Here is a 15,337-nt window from a genome sequence, read left to right as displayed (position 1 = left end):
AAGTCAACGGCGCCTGCCCGGTCGTCCGGTCGGGGACAGGTGGGCAGGCGCCATCGGGTGTTCCGCACGCCTTTGTGCGGGACGTCTCCTCGGGTGCCGTCAGACCGCGAGCGCGCGGTCCGTCGGGCGGATCGGGGCCGGCAGTTCGCTGGCCCCGGTCAGGTAGCGGTCGACGCCGCGGGCGGCCGAGCGGCCCTCCGCGATCGCCCAGACGATCAGGGACTGGCCGCGGCCGGCGTCACCGGCGACGAACACCCCCGGCACGTTGGTCTGGAAGTCGGCGTCCCGGGCGATGTTACCGCGCTCGTCCAGGTCCAGGCCGAACTGCTCCAGCAGGCCGTTCTCCCGGTCGGGGCCCGTGAAGCCCATCGCCAGGGTGACGAGCTGGGCCGGGATGCGGCGCTCGGTGCCCGGCTTCTGGGTCAGCTTGCCGTCCACGAACTCGACCTCGGCCAGGTGCAGCCACTGCACGTTGCCGTCCTCGTCGCCCTCGAAGTGGGTGGTGGAGGCGGAGTAGATCCGCTCGCCGCCCTCCTCGTGGGCCGAGGTGACCTTGTAGAGGATCGGGAAGGTCGGCCAGGGCTGGCCGGTCGGGTGCCGCTCCTCGTTCGGGCGGGGCATGATCTCAAGCTGGGTGACCGAGGCCGCGCCCTGCCGGTGGGCGGTGCCCACGCAGTCCGCGCCGGTGTCACCGCCGCCGATCACGACGACGTGCTTGCCCTCGGCCGTCACCGGCGCGGCCACGTAGTCGCCCTCCTGGACCTTGTTGGCCAGCGGCAGGTACTCCATCGCCTGGTAGACGCCCTTCAGCTCCCGGCCGGGGACGGGGAGGTCACGGGCGGTGGTGGAGCCGGCGGCGATCACGATCGCGTCGTAGCGCTTCTTCAGGTCGCGCGCGTTGATGTCGCGGCCGATCTCGACGCCGGTGCGGAAGCGGGTGCCCTCCGCGCGCATCTGCTCGATACGGCGGTTGATGTGCCGCTTCTCCATCTTGAACTCGGGGATGCCGTAGCGGAGGAGGCCTCCGATGCGGTCCGCGCGCTCGTAGACGGCAACCGTGTGGCCGGCGCGGGTCAGCTGCTGGGCGGCGGCGAGGCCGGCCGGGCCCGAGCCGATGACCGCGACCGTCTTGCCGGACAGGCGCTCGGGGATGCGCGGGGTGACGTACCCGCTGTCCCACGCCTTGTCGATGATGGAGACCTCGACGTTCTTGATGGTGACCGGCTGCTGGTTGATGCCGAGCACGCACGCCGACTCGCACGGCGCCGGGCACAGCCGCCCGGTGAACTCCGGGAAGTTGTTGGTGGCGTGCAGCCGCTCGTAGGCGGCGGCCCAGTCGTCGCGGTAGGCGTAGTCGTTCCACTCGGGGATCAGGTTCCCGAGCGGACAGCCGTTGTGACAGAACGGGATGCCGCAGTCCATGCACCGGCTGGCCTGCTTGCCGATGATCGGCAGCAGGGAGCCGGGGACGTAGACCTCGTTCCAGTCCTGCACGCGCTCACCGACGGGACGGGTCCTGGCGACCTCGCGGCCGTGGTTGAGGAAGCCCTTCGGATCAGCCATTGGTCGCCGCCTCCATCATCTTCTCGGTGATCTCGGTCTCGGAGAGACCGGCTCGCTCGGCGGCGTCCTTGGCGGCGAGCACTGCCTGGTACGTACTGGGGATGATCTTGCTGAACCGGGCCGCGGCCGCGTCCCAGTCGGCGAGCAGCTTCTCGGCGACGGTCGAGCCGGTCTCCTCGGCGTGCCGGCGCACCACGTCGTGCAGCCACACCTTGTCCGACTCGGACAGTTCCCGGACCGCGTCCGCGTTGCCCGCGTTGACGTTGTCGCGGTCGAGGTCGATGACGTAGGCGATGCCGCCGGACATGCCCGCCGCGAAGTTGCGGCCGGTCGGGCCGAGGACGACCGCGTGACCACCGGTCATGTACTCGCAGCCGTGGTCGCCCACGCCCTCGGAGACGACCAGCGCGCCGGAGTTGCGGACACAGAACCGCTCACCGGTACGGCCGCGCAGGAACAGCTCGCCGCCGGTGGCGCCGTAGCCGATGGTGTTGCCCGCGATGGTCGAGTACTCGGCGAGGTGGTCGGCGGCGCGGTCCGGGCGGACGATGACGCGGCCGCCCGAGAGGCCCTTGCCGACGTAGTCGTTGGCGTCGCCCTCCAGGCGCAGCGTGATGCCGCGCGGCAGGAAGGCGCCGAAGGACTGGCCCGCGGAGCCGGTGAAGGTGATGTCGATGGTGTCCTCGGGCAGGCCCGCGCCACCGAACTTCCTGGTCACCTCGTGGCCGAGCATGGTGCCGACCGTGCGGTTGATGTTGCGGATGGCGACCTGGGCGCGCACCGGCTGGGCCTCGGTCGCGTCGTTCGCGGCCAGGGCGTCGGCGGCGAGCTTGATCAGCTCGTTGTCCAGGGCCTTCTGCAGGCCGTGGTCCTGGGCGACCACCTGGTGGCGGACGGCGCCCTCGGGCAGGTCCGGCACGTGGAAGAGCGGCTCCAGGTTCAGGCCCTGTGCCTTCCAGTGGTCGACGGCGCGCCGCACGTCCAGCACCTCGGCGTGGCCGACGGCCTCCTCGATGGAGCGGAAGCCCAGCTCGGCGAGGAGCTCGCGGACCTCCTCGGCGATGAACCGGAAGAAGTTCACGATGTGCTCGGCCTTGCCGGCGAAGCGCTCGCGCAGCACCGGGTTCTGGGTGGCGATGCCGACCGGACAGGTGTCCAGGTGGCACACGCGCATCATGACGCAGCCGGAGACGACGAGCGGCGCGGTGGCGAAACCGAACTCCTCGGCGCCGAGCAGCGCGGCGATGACCACGTCACGGCCGGTCTTGAGCTGACCGTCGGTCTGGACCACGATCCGGTCGCGCAGGCCGTTGAGCAGCAGCGTCTGCTGGGTCTCGGCCAGGCCCAGCTCCCAGGGACCGCCCGCGTGCTTGAGGGAGGTCAGCGGGGAGGCGCCGGTGCCGCCGTCGTGACCGGAGATCAGCACGACGTCCGCGTGGGCCTTGGACACACCGGCCGCGACCGTGCCGACGCCGACCTCGGAGACCAGCTTGACGTGGACCCGCGCCCGGGGGTTGGCGTTCTTGAGGTCGTGGATCAGCTGGGCGAGGTCCTCGATGGAGTAGATGTCGTGGTGCGGGGGCGGGGAGATCAGGCCCACGCCCGGCGTCGAGTGCCGCGTCTTGGCGACCCACGGGTAGACCTTGTGGCCGGGGAGCTGGCCTCCCTCGCCGGGCTTGGCGCCCTGGGCCATCTTGATCTGGATGTCGTCCGCGTTGACCAGGTACTCCGAGGTGACGCCGAAGCGGCCGGAGGCGACCTGCTTGATCGCGCTGCGCCGCGCCGGGTCGTACAGGCGCTCCGGGTCCTCGCCGCCCTCACCGGTGTTGGACTTGCCGCCCAGCTGGTTCATGGCGATGGCGAGGGTCTCGTGCGCCTCCTTGGAGATGGAGCCGTACGACATCGCGCCGGTCGAGAACCGCTTGACGATCTCGCTGACCGGCTCGACCTCCTCGACCGGGATCGGCGCCCGGTCCGAGGTGAAGCCGAACAGGCCGCGCAGCGTCATCAGGCGCTCGGACTGCTCGTTGACGCGCGCGGTGTACTTCCTGAAGATGTCGAAGCTGCCGGTGCGCGTGGAGTGCTGGAGGCGGAAGACCGTCTCCGGGTCGAACAGGTGCGGCTCGCCCTCGCGGCGCCACTGGTACTCGCCGCCGATCTCCAGGGCGCGGTGCGCCGGGGCGATGCCGGAGACCGGGTAGGCCTTGGCGTGGCGGGCGGCGACCTCGCCGGCGATGACGTCGATGCCGACGCCGCCGATCTTGGTGGCGGTGCCGTTGAAGTACTTCTCCACGAACGCCTCGTCCAGGCCGACGGCCTCGAAGACCTGGGCGCCGCGGTAGGAGGCGACGGTGGAGATGCCCATCTTGGACATGACCTTCAGCACGCCCTTGCCGAGGGCGTAGATGAGGTTCTTGATGGCCTTCTCGGGCTCGATGCCGTCGATGAAGGTGCCCGCGCGCAGCAGGTCCTCCACCGACTCCATCGCCAGGTAGGGGTTGACGGCGGCGGCGCCGAAGCCGATCAGAAGGGCGGCGTGGTGGACCTCGCGGACGTCGCCGGCCTCGACCAGCAGGCCCACGTGGGTGCGCTGCTTGGTGCGGATGAGGTGGTGGTGGACGGCGGAGGTGAGCAGCAGCGAAGGGATCGGCGCGTGCTCGGCGTCGGAGTGCCGGTCGGACAGGACGATCAGGCGGGCGCCGTTCTCGATGGCCGCGTCGGCCTCGGCGCAGATCTCCTCGATGCGGGCGGCCAGCGCCTCGCCGCCGCCGCTCACCCGGTACAGACCGGAGAGGGTGGCGGCCTTGAAGCCGGGCATGTCGCCGTCGGCGTTGATGTGGATGAGCTTGGCCAGCTCGTCGTTGTCGATCACCGGGAACGGCAGCAGGACGGACCGGCAGGAGGCGGCGGTCGGCTCCAGGAGGTTGCCCTGGGGGCCGAGCGCGCTGCGCAGGGAGGTGACCAGCTCCTCGCGGATGGCGTCCAGCGGCGGGTTGGTGACCTGGGCGAACAGCTGGGTGAAGTAGTCGAAGAGCAGCCGGGGGCGCTCGGACAGGGCCGCGATCGGGGAGTCGGTGCCCATGGAGCCGATCGGCTCGGCGGCGGTGCGGGCCATCGGGGCGAGGAGGACGCGCAGCTCCTCCTCGGTGTAGCCGAAGGTCTGCTGGCGGCGGGTGACCGAGGCGTGGGTGTGCACGATGTGCTCGCGCTCGGGCAGGTCGCCCAGCTCGATCTCGCCGGCCTCCAGCCACTCGCCGTAGGGCTGCGCGCCGACGAGGGAGGCCTTGATCTCGTCGTCCTCGATGATGCGGTGCTCGGCGGTGTCCACGAGGAACATCCGGCCGGGCTGGAGGCGGCCCTTGCGCACGACCCGGGCGGGGTCGATGTCGAGGACGCCGACCTCGGAGCCGAGGACGACGAGGCCCTCGTCGGTGACCCAGTAGCGGCCGGGGCGCAGGCCGTTGCGGTCGAGCACGGCGCCGACCTGGGTGCCGTCGGTGAAGGTGACGCAGGCGGGGCCGTCCCAGGGCTCCATCATCGTGGCGTGGTAGCCGTAGAACGCGCGCCGGGCCGCGTCCATGGAGGCGTGGTTCTCCCATGCCTCCGGGATCATCATCAGCACGGAGTGCGGCAGCGAGCGGCCGCCGAGGTGCAGCAGCTCCAGGACCTCGTCGAAGGAGGCGGAGTCGGAGGCGCCGGGGGTGCAGACCGGGAAGATGCGGTCCAGCTTGTCGGCGGGGCCGAACAGGTCGGAGGCCAGCCGGGACTCGCGGGCGCGCATCCAGTTGCGGTTGCCCTGCACGGTGTTGATCTCACCGTTGTGGGCGATGAAGCGGTACGGGTGCGCGAGCGGCCACGACGGGAAGGTGTTCGTGGAGAACCGGGAGTGCACCAGCGCGATCGCGGAGGCGAAGCGGCGGTCGGAGAGGTCCGGGAAGAAGGGCTCGAGCTGGCCGGTGGTCAGCATGCCCTTGTAGACGATGGTGCGCGCGGACAGCGACGGGAAGTAGACGCCCGCCTCGCGCTCGGCGCGCTTGCGCAGCACGAACGCCTTGCGGTCGAGGACGATGCCCTCGCTCGCGCCGTCGGCGACGAAGACCTGCCGGAAGACCGGCATGGTGGCGCGGGCGGTGGCGCCGAGCAGCTCGGGGGCGACCGGCACCTCGCGCCAACCGAGGACGGTCAGGCCCTCCTCGGCGGCGATCGTCTCGATCTCCGAGACGGCGTCCTCGGTGCCGTCACCGGGCAGGAAGGCGATGCCGACGGCGTAGGAACCGGCGGCGGGCAGTTCGAATCCGGCCACCTCGCGGAAGAAGCCGTCGGGCACCTGCGACAGCAGGCCCGCGCCGTCACCCGAGTCGGGCTCGGAGCCGGTGGCGCCGCGGTGCTCCAGGTTGCGCAGCACGGTGAGGGCCTGATCGACCAGGGTGTGGGAGGCCTCGCCGGTGAGCGTGGCGACGAAACCGACACCACAGGCGTCGTGTTCGTTGCGGGGGTCGTACATACCCTGTGCAGCAGGGCGAGCATCCATGAACGACCAGTTCTGGCCGTTCTCGGAGTGCTGGGACGGCTGGCGCGGCGTACGCATCGGCTCTCCCGTCGTCGTCAGGTGGCATGTGGCAGGTGCCGAGGGACGACGTTGGCCCTCTGCGGAGATTGGCTAAATTTCGTGCAGGTTACATGATGGAGCGCTTCCCAGGAATCGGATACTCCGTTCCATCATGCGGACACCACAGGGTTTCGTGGCGGGGGTGCCGGGGCGCCGCGCGGGGCGGCGGGGGTGCCGCTCGGAGCGGCCGGTGCCGCACGGGACGGCGGCCGGAGTGCCGCGCGCGGCGGCCGGCCGCCGCGGTGGCGGCGAACGTGCGGGCGGACCACTGGGACACCGCCGGTCCGGTCGGTGTCCATCGGTCTCGGGAGCAGGAGGGAGCTTCGTCGGCCCACCCCGCGGGGTGCGGCAGGCGTCATTGCCCACAGCGCTTACGGCTCATGCCCCGTGGTCACGCATCCGAAACCAGCGGGTAACGGCTACTTATTCACCGTGTGGCATAAGTTCCCGTCGCGTCATCCTACGGCCGTTCCGAACAGGGCGCCCAGGGCGTAGGTCACACCGGCGGCCGCGCCGCCCAGCGCGAGCTGCCGCAGGCCGCTGAACCACCAGCTGCGCGCGGTCACCTTGGCCACGACGGCGCCGCAGCCGAAGAGCCCGATCAGGGCGAGCAGCAGGGCGGGCCACAGGACGGTCGCGCCGAGCAGGTACGGCAGGACCGGCAGCAGCGCGCCGAGGGCGAAGGCGCCGAAGGAGGAGACGGCCGCGACCAGCGGGGAGGGCAGGTCGCCGGGGTCGATGCCGAGTTCCTCGCGGGCGTGTATCTCCAGGGCCTGCTCGGGGTCCTTGGACAACTGCCGGGCGACCTCCCGGGCCAGTTCGGGGGCCACGCCGCGGGCGACGTAGAGTGCCGCGAGCTCGTCCTCCTCGTCCTGCGGGTGCCGGCGCAGCTCGCGGCGCTCGACGTCCAGCTCGGCCTGGACCATGTCGCGCTGGGAGGCGACGGAGGTGTACTCGCCGGCCGCCATGGAGAAGGCGCCGGCGGCGAGGCCCGCGAGTCCGGTGATGACGATGGTCTGGTGGCCGACGGAGCCGCCGGCCACACCGGTCATCAGGGCGAGGTTGGAGACCAGGCCGTCCATCGCGCCGAACACGGCGGGGCGCAGCCAGCCGCCGTTGACATCACGGTGCGTGTGGTTGTCGCGGTGCGCTTCGTGCAGCGTGGCCGCGGTCTCGATGAGGGCCATGGAATTCCCCGATTTAGCTTAGCCAAAGCTAACTTTGGACGAGTTCTACTTTTCGACACCAAGGAATCTACGTCGTCCAGGCCCCCGCCGCCAGCAAGGGAAGGCTCGGCTAACCTGCGGCTTCGCGGGTTTTGCGCTCATCCGCGTCACTTACCGCTCAGATTGCCGAGCGGGTGACAGGACCCCCTTCGAGGCACGGGTGGCGCCCTGCCGTGGGACACATCCGCAAAGGGTCCGCGGGCCCAGGTGGGACCCGCCGAAGGAGGCCGCCCATGGCATCGACCGCCTGTACTCCCCCGCTCCCGGCGTCCGAGGACCTCGCCGGGCCGCGCGCCCGGGCCCGGGGCGCGCTGCTCGGGCTGGCCGTCGGCGACGCGCTCGGCGCCCCCGCGGAGAACCTGCGGCCCTCCGAGATCCGGGCCCGCTGGGGCCGCGTCACCGGGTACGTCACGGACCGGCCGCAGGGCACGGACGACACCGAGTACGCGCTCTTCTCCGGTCTGCTGCTCGCCCGGCACGGCTCCGCGCTCACCCCGGCGCACGTGGAGGCGGCCTGGCACGAGTGGATCGCCGGCCGGGCCGAGGGCACGTTTCGCGGCGCGGGCTTCAGCGAACGCGGCACGCTGGAGAACCTGCGCCGGGGGCTGGCCGCGCCGATCTCCGCCCAGCACCGGCACGCCTGGAGCGACGGGCTCGCGATGCGCGCGGCCCCCTTCGGCGTCTTCGCGGCCGGACGCCCCGGCGAGGCCGCCCGCCTGGTCGCGATCGACGGCTGTGTCAGCCACGAGGGCGAGGGCATCTACGGCGGGCAGGCCGTCGCGGCGGGCGTGGCCGCGGCGATGACGGGCGCCCCGGTCCCCGTGGTGATCGCCGCCGCCCTCGCGGTGATCCCGGACGACTCCTGGACCGCGCGCTCCCTGCGCCGCGCGGTGGCCGTCGCCCACCGCGGCGAACGCGCGGTCCGCTCCGCCGTCGTCATCGGCGGCTACCCCTGGACCGACCTCGCCCCGGAGGCGGTCGCCCTGGCCTTCGGCGCCTACGCCACGGCCGACGGCGACTTCCGGGAGGCGGTCCTCACGGCCGTCAACATGGGGCGTGACGCGGACACGACGGCGGCGGTGGCGGGCGCCCTCTCCGGGGCGACGCAGGGTCTGGCGGCGATCCCGGCCGACTGGGCCGACGCGATCGGACCGGCGCGGGGCAGGTGCCTGCCGTCGATGGCCGGGCGGCATGTGCTGGAGGTGGCGGAGCTGCTGGTGCCGGGAGCCGCGCCGGTGACGGAGCCCGGACCGGCTCCGGCGGCGGTCCTCCGGCCGGCCGAGCTGCACCCGCCCCTCGTCCCCGCCCTCCAGCCGGCCGAGCCGCCCCCGCCGCGCCCCCTGGTCGGGGCGGACGGGGAGGGCCGGCCATGAGGGCGGGACGCGTCGAAGGGCTGCTGCTGGGCCTCGCCGCGGGAGACGCCGCGGGCTGGCCCGCCGCGCGGCACCGCGCCGCCCGCATGCCCGAGTGGACCCGCCGCCTCACCCGCGAACTGGACACCTTCGCGGAGCAGAACGCGACCACCACCCTCCCCGTGCCGATCGCGCTCAACCAGCCCCCCGGACCCCTGCGCCTCGGCCCCTCCGACGACGCCGAGTGGGCGGCCTTCGCCGCGGAGGCGGTGCTGCGGGCCGGCGCCGACGACGCCCTCGGCGACCTCAGCCGTGACCGCCGGATGCGCGCCGCCATCGACCTCACCTGGACCGCCGTCGCCTGCGAGGTCGCCGCCGCCGCGGACCGCGCCCCGGAGATCGAGTCCGCCGTACTGCCGCTGCGCGCCCGCATCTCGGTCCGGGCCGGCCTCGGCAACCTCGCCACCGGCCTGCGCCCGCCCGCCACCGGCCACGACAACCCGCACTACTTCGACGACGCGGCCTGCGTCCGCGCCTGCGCCCTCGCCGTGGCCCACCCCGGCGACCCCGAACGCGCCGCCGCCCTCGCCGAGTTCGACGCCCGCTACACCCAGGACGGCGACGGCGTGCACGGCGCGCGGGCCATGGCGGCGGCCGTGTCGCTCGCCCTCACCGGCGCGGACACCGGCGCCTGCGTCGCCGCCGCGCTCGCCGAGCTCCCGGCCGGCACCGAGATCGGCCGCAACGCCCGGCACGCGCTCGCCCTCGCCGCGGACGGCGCCTGTGCCTTCGCCCTCGTACCGCTCCTCGAACACCAGATCGTGGACCACGTCTACAGCTACGGCATCGCCGCCGCCGAGACCGTCCCCGTCGCCCTCGCGCTGGCCACCGCCACCGGCGGCCGCATCGCCGAGGCCGTACCCGCCGCCGCCTGTCTGTCCCGGGTCGCCGACTCCGCGCCCGCCCTCGCGGGCGCCCTCACCGGCGCGCTCGGCGGCGCCGCCGCGATCCCGGAGAGCTGGCGGGACGCCTGCCGCGTCCTGCCCGGTTGCGCCCTGCCCCGGCTGACCGGCACCGACCTGGTGGAACTCGCCGGACTCCTGGAAGCCGCGCAACCGGCCCACCCAGGAGGATGATTCGGGCATGACGCCCAAGCAACCCAAAGGCACCGGACAGCCCGATCTGGACGAACGGATCACCGGCGCCCTCGTCGGCGCCGCCGTCGGCGATGCCCTCGGCGGACCGGTCGAGGGGTACTCCCCCGACCAGATCACCGAGCGCCACGGCGGACGCGTGCACGGCGTCGTCGGCCCCTGGCACGGCGACGCCTGGCGCACCGCCCGCCCGCTGGCGCCGTATCACAAGGGCGACGGCCACGTCACCGACGACACCCTGATGACGCACGCGCTGGTCCGGGTCTACGACCGCGTACGCGACCACCTCGACGCCTACGCGCTCGCCGAGCACCTGGTGCCGGACCTGATGACCAACCCCCGGTGGATCCCCGAGCTGGAGCGGGAGGCGCTGCCGCTGCACCGGCTCTTCCTCGCCGAGAAGTGGCTCGTGGCCCGGCTCGCCTACGGCCACGCCGACCCCCGGGAGGCGGGCGTCGGCAACATCGTCAACTGCGGTGCGGCGATGTACATGGCCCCCGTCGGCCTGGTCAACGCGGCCGACCCGCGCGCCGCGTACGCCGAGGCGCTGGACGTCGCCGGTGCCCATCAGTCCTCGTACGGCCGGGAGGCGGCCGGGGTCTTCGCCGCGGCCGTCGCCGCCGCCACCGCGCCGGAGGCGACCCCGGACTCGGTGGTGACGGCCTGCCTGGCGCTGGCCAAGGACGGCACCCGGGAGGCGATCGAGAAGGTCTGCGAAGTGGCGTGCCGGCACGGTGACTTCGAGTCGGCGCTCGGGCCGCTGCGCGCGGCGGTCGCCCCCTACGACACGGTCGGCCCGGACTACCGCGCCCCCTCGCTCGCCGCCCGCCGCCCCTCGCGGCTGCACTCCGTCGAGGAACTCCCCATCGCCCTCGGCATGCTGGTGGTCGCCGGCGGCGACTACCGGCACGCGGTGCTCGGTTCGGTCAACTACGGGCGCGACTGCGACTCGATCGCCACCATGGCCGGCGCCCTCGCGGGCGCGCTCGGCTCGCCGGTGCCCGAGGAGTGGGCGAAGACGGTCGCGGAGGCGAGCCGGCTGGACCTGTGGCAGCCGGCCCGGACGCTTGCCCAGGTCACGCGCGAGATCTTCGGCCTCGACCGGGGCCGGCGCCGCGCCCACGAGAAGGCCCTCGCCGCCCTGGGAGGCGCGCCGTGCTCCGACTGACCTGGGTCCAGCCCGAGGACCTGCTCGGCCATGAGCTGCGCCAGGCCCGCCTCGACGGCCGTGAGCCGTCCCGGATCGAGGAGCGCTGGCGCGCGGCGGGCGGCCCGGACGCCCCGGACCGCGCGGGCGCCTCCCCGCACCGCGCCTCCCGCTACCTGCGGCTGCTGGCCGAGGACCTGTTGGACGAACTGGCCGATCTGCCCAGCGTGCTGGCCGACGACGAGCCGACCGAGCTGTCCGCGATCAGGGCCGCCTGCCCCGACTGGCCCGCCGCGCGGCCTTCCGCGACGCCGGGACCGCTCGCGTTCGAGGCGTCCTGGCTGGGCCGGGCCATCGGCTGCCTGCTGGGCAAGCCGGTCGAGAAGCTCCCCCTCGGCGCCGTCCGCGCCCTCGCCCGCGCGACCGGGAACTGGCCGCTCACCGGCTACTTCACCGCCCGGGGCGTCCCCGCCGAACTGCTCGCCGCGCACCCCTGGAACCGCCGCTCGGCCGCCACCTCGCTCGCCGAGAACATCGACGGCATGCCCCAGGACGACGACCTCGACTACCCGCTGCTCAACCTGCTGCTGCTCCAGCGGCACGGCAAGGGCTTCACCACCACCGACGTCGCCCGGCTGTGGCTCGACGAACTGCCGCCCGGCCGCACCTTCACCGCGGAGCGCCTCGCCTACCGCAACCTCCTCACCGGCGTGGAGCCCCCGCACACCGCCCGCTACCGCAACCCGTTCCGGGAGTGGATCGGCGCCCTGATCCGCGCCGACGTGCACGGCTGGACCAACCCGGGCGACCCGGCCGCCGCGGCCGAGCAGGCATACCGGGACGCGGTGCTGACCCACACGGCCAACGGCGTCTACGCGGCCATGTTCACCGCCGCCACCCTCGCCGCGGCCGCCACCGGCGACCAGGACGTGCACGCCTGCCTGCGCGCGGGCCGCTCGGTGGTCCCGCACCGCTCCCGGCTGGCCCGGGCCGTCGACCACGCCCTCCGGCTCGCCGCACGCCACGAGGACTTCGACGACGTCGTGGACCGGCTCCACGCCGTCTACGCCCCCACCCACCACTGGGTGCACGCCCTCCCCAACACCGCCCTGCTGGCCGCCGCCCTCGCCCACGCGGACGGCGACTTCACCGGCGCGGTCCGGCGGGCGGTGGCGGGCGGTCTGGACACCGACTCGGTCGGCGCGACCGCGGGCAGCGTCGCCGGGCTCCTCGCGGGCTCCCCCGCCGCGCTCCCCGAGCACTGGCGGGCCCCGCTGAAGAACCGGCTCGCCACCACCGTCGCCGACTTCGACGGCACCGGCTTCGACACCCTGGCCCACCTCACCCGCCTGGAGGCGAACCGCCCATGACCCACATCGCCGTCCTCGGCAGCACGAACATGGACATCGTCACCTTCGTCGCCAAGCCCCCGCAGCGCGGTGAGACCGTGACGGGCCGGGAGCTGCGCACGATCCCCGGCGGCAAGGGCGCCAACCAGGCCATCGCCGCCGCGCGGGCCGGTGCCACCGTCTCGATGATCGGCGCGGTGGGCAACGACGCGGCCGGGACCCGGCTGCGGGAGACCCTCGAACACTCCGGCGTGGACACCGACTTCCTGCGCACCGTCGAGGGCCGCTCCGGCACCGCGCACATCGTGGTGGACGACGAGGGCGGCAACTCCATCGTGGTCATCCCGGGCGCGAACGGCACCGTCGACCACCTCTCGCCCGGCGACGAGGGGCTGATCGCCTCCGCCGACACCCTGCTGCTCCAACTGGAGATCCCGCTGGCCGCGGTGGTCGCGGGCGCCGAGGCCGCCCGCCGGCACGGGGTCCGTACGGTCCTCACCCCGTCCCCGGTCCAGCCGCTGCCGCCCGAGCTCCTCGCCGCCACCGACCTGCTGGTGCCCAACCAGTACGAGGCGATCACCCTCACCGGCCGCGCCGACCCGCGCGAGGCCGCCACCGCGCTGCTGGAGCTGGTGCCGCGGGCGGTGGTCACCCTCGGCGCGACCGGCTGTCTGTACGTGGCCCGGGACGCCGAGCCGCTGGTGGTGCCCGCGCCCCGGGTCGAGGCGGTGGACTCCACGGGCGCGGGCGACACCTTCACCGGGGCGCTCGCGGTGGCCCTCGCCGAGGAGAAACCCGTACGGGAGGCCCTGTCCTGGGCCGCCGCCGCGGCGTCCCTGTCGGTGGAACGGGTCGGGGCGTCGGCGTCGATGCCGTACCGCCCGGAGATCGACGCCCGGTTCACCTCGTGAGCGCCGGTACGACGCCACGCGCGGCGGCGCTGGACGGGCTGCGGGTGCTGGACCTGGCGACGCTGTTCGCCGGCCCCCTGGCCGCGACGCTGCTCGGCGACTTCGGCGCCGAGGTGATCAAGGTCGAGCATCCGAGGCGCCCCGACCCGTCCCGGGGGCACGGCCCGGCGAAGGACGGGATCGGCCTGTGGTGGAAGGTGCTCGGCCGCAACAAGCGCACGATCACCCTGGACCTGTCCCGGCCGGGCGGCCGCGCGACGCTGCTGCGGCTGGCCGCCACCGCCGACGTCGTGGTCGAGAACTTCCGCCCCGGCACGCTGGAGAGGTGGGACCTGGGCTGGGCGGAGCTGGCCGCGGCCAACCCGCGGCTGGTGCTCGCCCGGGTCACCGCGTTCGGGCAGTTCGGACCGTACGCGCACCGGCCCGGCTTCGGCACCCTCGCGGAGGCGATGAGCGGTTTCGCGGCGCTCACCGGGGAGCCGGAGGCCCCGCCGGTCCTGCCGCCCTTCGGCCTCGCCGACTCGGTCGCGGGCCTCGCCACCGCCTACGCGGTGCTCACGGCGCTGGCCGCGCGGGAGCACACCGGCGCGGGCCAGGTCGTGGACATGGCGATCATCGAGCCCATCCTGTCGGTGCTCGGCCCGCACCCCACCTGGTACGACCAGCTCGGCTACGTCCAGGAACGCACCGGCAACCGGTCCGCGAACAACGCCCCGCGCAACACGTACCGCACCGCCGACGGCACCTGGGTCGCCGTGTCCACGTCCGCGCAGTCGGTGGCGGAGCGGGTGATGCGGCTGGTGGGGCGGCCGGAGCTGATCGAGGAGCCGTGGTTCGCCACGGGCGCCCGGCGGGCCGCGCACGCGGAGGTGCTGGACGAGGCGGTCGGCTCCTGGATCGCCGCCCGCACCCGTGCGGAGGTGCTGGCGGCCTTCGAGAAGGCGGAGGCGGCGGTGGCACCGGTGCAGGACGTGCGAGACGTGTTCGAGGACCCGCAGTACCAGGCGCTGGGCACGGTGACGACCGTGCCGGACCCCGAGCTGGGCCCGCTGCGCCTGCAGAACGTGCTGTTCCGGCTGTCCGCCACGCCCGGCGCGGTCCGCTGGGCCGGGCGGCCGCACGGCGCGGACACCGACGCCGTGCTCACCGAGCTGGGCCTCGCCCCGGCCGACATCGCCGCCCTGCGCGCGGAGGGCGCCCTGTGACCCCGCTGACCTGGCTGTACGTCCCCGGGGACCGGCCCCGCGTGGTCGCCAAGGCGCTGGTGGCGGGTGCGGACGTGGTGGTGATCGACCTGGAGGACGCGGTGGACCCGGGGCGCAAGGAGTACGCGCGCGCGGTCACCGCCGAGCTGCTCACGGAGCCGCAGCCGCTGCCGGTGCACGTACGGGTGAACGCGTTGGACACGCCGTGGGCGGCGGCCGACCTGGCGGCGCTGACGGGGCGGCGGGGGCTGTCGGGGCTGCGCCTGCCGAAGGTGACGGGCCCCGCGCAGGTGCGCCAGGTCGCGGCCGCCGTCCCCTTCCCGCTCTACGCGCTGCTGGAGTCGGCGCTGGCCGTCGAGCACGCGTACGCCATCGCCGCCGCGCATCCTTCGCTGCGCGGCATCTCCCTGGGGGAGGCGGATCTGCGGGCGGACCTGGGGGTGCGGGCCGACTCGGGGCTCGACTGGCCGCGCTCCCGGGTGATCGTCGCCGCGCGCGCGGCCGGTCTGCCGCCGCCCCCGCAGACGGTCCACCCCGACATCCGCGACCTCGACGGGCTGGCCGCCTCCTGCGCCCACGGCCGCGCCCTCGGCTTCCTCGGCCGCGCCGCGATCCACCCGCGCCAGCTCCCGGTGATCAGGCGTGCCTACCTGCCCACCGCGGCGGAACTGGACCACGCCGAGACCATCCTCAAGGCCGCCGCCACCGGCGCGGGCGCCCAGGCCCTGCCCGACGGCCGCTTCATTGATGCCGCGGTGGTGGCCATGGCCCGCCGGACGCTGTCCCTGGCCCCCAGGTCCTGACCGCGAGCACGGACGCGA

The 15,337-nt window shown here is 74.0% G+C and carries 10 protein-coding genes; 7 read left to right on the top strand and 3 right to left on the bottom strand.

The window, feature by feature from the left end:
* Positions 1-99: 99 nt before the first annotated feature.
* The 3 genes from AB0927_RS05545 to AB0927_RS05535 all read right to left on the bottom strand — a co-directional run bounded on the left by AB0927_RS05545 (position 100) and on the right by AB0927_RS05535 (position 7,359).
* Positions 100-1,563, bottom strand: coding sequence for a glutamate synthase subunit beta (locus AB0927_RS05545; protein WP_366666229.1), 1,464 nt, complete (start codon positions 1,561-1,563; stop codon positions 100-102).
* On the bottom strand, positions 1,556-6,067 hold the full coding sequence (gltB, locus tag AB0927_RS05540; protein ID WP_366666358.1) for a glutamate synthase large subunit: 4,512 nt from the start codon (positions 6,065-6,067) through the stop codon (positions 1,556-1,558). Before gltB ends, AB0927_RS05545 begins: the two co-directional genes overlap by 8 nt.
* Positions 6,068-6,627: 560 nt before the next feature.
* Positions 6,628-7,359, bottom strand: a complete 732-nt coding sequence (locus AB0927_RS05535; RefSeq protein WP_366666228.1) for a VIT1/CCC1 transporter family protein — start codon at positions 7,357-7,359, stop codon at positions 6,628-6,630.
* A gap of 272 nt (positions 7,360-7,631) precedes the next feature.
* On the opposite strand from AB0927_RS05535, the gene AB0927_RS05530 reads away from it, so the two are divergent.
* From AB0927_RS05530 to AB0927_RS05500, 7 genes are read left to right on the top strand one after another with little or no spacing between them, the layout of a single operon-like run.
* The gene (locus AB0927_RS05530) at positions 7,632-8,771 is read left to right on the top strand and encodes an ADP-ribosylglycohydrolase family protein (RefSeq protein ID WP_366666227.1); all 1,140 of its coding nucleotides are present in this window, start codon (positions 7,632-7,634) and stop codon (positions 8,769-8,771) included.
* Positions 8,768-9,886 carry an ADP-ribosylglycohydrolase family protein gene (locus AB0927_RS05525; RefSeq protein ID WP_366666226.1) on the top strand — a complete coding sequence of 373 codons (1,119 nt, stop codon included), beginning with the start codon at positions 8,768-8,770 and terminating at the stop codon, positions 9,884-9,886. Before AB0927_RS05530 ends, AB0927_RS05525 begins: the two co-directional genes overlap by 4 nt.
* Before the next feature lie 7 nt (positions 9,887-9,893).
* Positions 9,894-11,072, top strand: coding sequence for an ADP-ribosylglycohydrolase family protein (locus tag AB0927_RS05520; protein ID WP_366666225.1), 1,179 nt, complete (start codon positions 9,894-9,896; stop codon positions 11,070-11,072).
* Positions 11,060-12,421, top strand: a complete 1,362-nt coding sequence (locus AB0927_RS05515; RefSeq protein ID WP_366666224.1) for an ADP-ribosylglycohydrolase family protein — start codon at positions 11,060-11,062, stop codon at positions 12,419-12,421. Before AB0927_RS05520 ends, AB0927_RS05515 begins: the two co-directional genes overlap by 13 nt.
* Positions 12,418-13,311 carry a ribokinase gene (gene rbsK / locus AB0927_RS05510; protein WP_366666223.1) on the top strand — a complete coding sequence of 298 codons (894 nt, stop codon included), beginning with the start codon at positions 12,418-12,420 and terminating at the stop codon, positions 13,309-13,311. The genes AB0927_RS05515 and rbsK overlap by 4 nt, the downstream gene beginning before the upstream one ends.
* The gene (locus AB0927_RS05505; RefSeq protein ID WP_366666222.1) at positions 13,308-14,516 is read left to right on the top strand and encodes a CoA transferase; all 1,209 of its coding nucleotides are present in this window, start codon (positions 13,308-13,310) and stop codon (positions 14,514-14,516) included. Before rbsK ends, AB0927_RS05505 begins: the two co-directional genes overlap by 4 nt.
* Positions 14,513-15,319, top strand: coding sequence for a CoA ester lyase (locus AB0927_RS05500; RefSeq protein WP_366666220.1), 807 nt, complete (start codon positions 14,513-14,515; stop codon positions 15,317-15,319). The genes AB0927_RS05505 and AB0927_RS05500 overlap by 4 nt, the downstream gene beginning before the upstream one ends.
* The last annotated feature ends 18 nt before the right edge of the window (positions 15,320-15,337 follow it).

This window comes from Streptomyces sp. NPDC048106 (assembly GCF_040706415.1).
Taxonomy (GTDB): Bacteria; Actinomycetota; Actinomycetes; order Streptomycetales; family Streptomycetaceae; genus Streptomyces.
This window is presented reverse-complemented; position numbering and strand designations above follow the sequence as displayed.

What these genes read in the sequence shown, in the direction of transcription:
- AB0927_RS05545 (WP_366666229.1), bottom strand. Translation starts at nt 1,563, where the DNA reads ATGGCTGATCCGAAGGGCTTCCTCAACCACGGCCGCGAGGTCGCCAGG.
- gltB (WP_366666358.1), bottom strand. Translation starts at nt 6,067, where the DNA reads ATGTACGACCCCCGCAACGAACACGACGCCTGTGGTGTCGGTTTCGTC.
- AB0927_RS05535 (WP_366666228.1), bottom strand. Translation starts at nt 7,359, where the DNA reads ATGGCCCTCATCGAGACCGCGGCCACGCTGCACGAAGCGCACCGCGAC.
- AB0927_RS05530 (WP_366666227.1), top strand. Translation starts at nt 7,632, where the DNA reads ATGGCATCGACCGCCTGTACTCCCCCGCTCCCGGCGTCCGAGGACCTC.
- AB0927_RS05525 (WP_366666226.1), top strand. Translation starts at nt 8,768, where the DNA reads ATGAGGGCGGGACGCGTCGAAGGGCTGCTGCTGGGCCTCGCCGCGGGA.
- AB0927_RS05520 (WP_366666225.1), top strand. Translation starts at nt 9,894, where the DNA reads ATGACGCCCAAGCAACCCAAAGGCACCGGACAGCCCGATCTGGACGAA.
- rbsK (WP_366666223.1), top strand. Translation starts at nt 12,418, where the DNA reads ATGACCCACATCGCCGTCCTCGGCAGCACGAACATGGACATCGTCACC.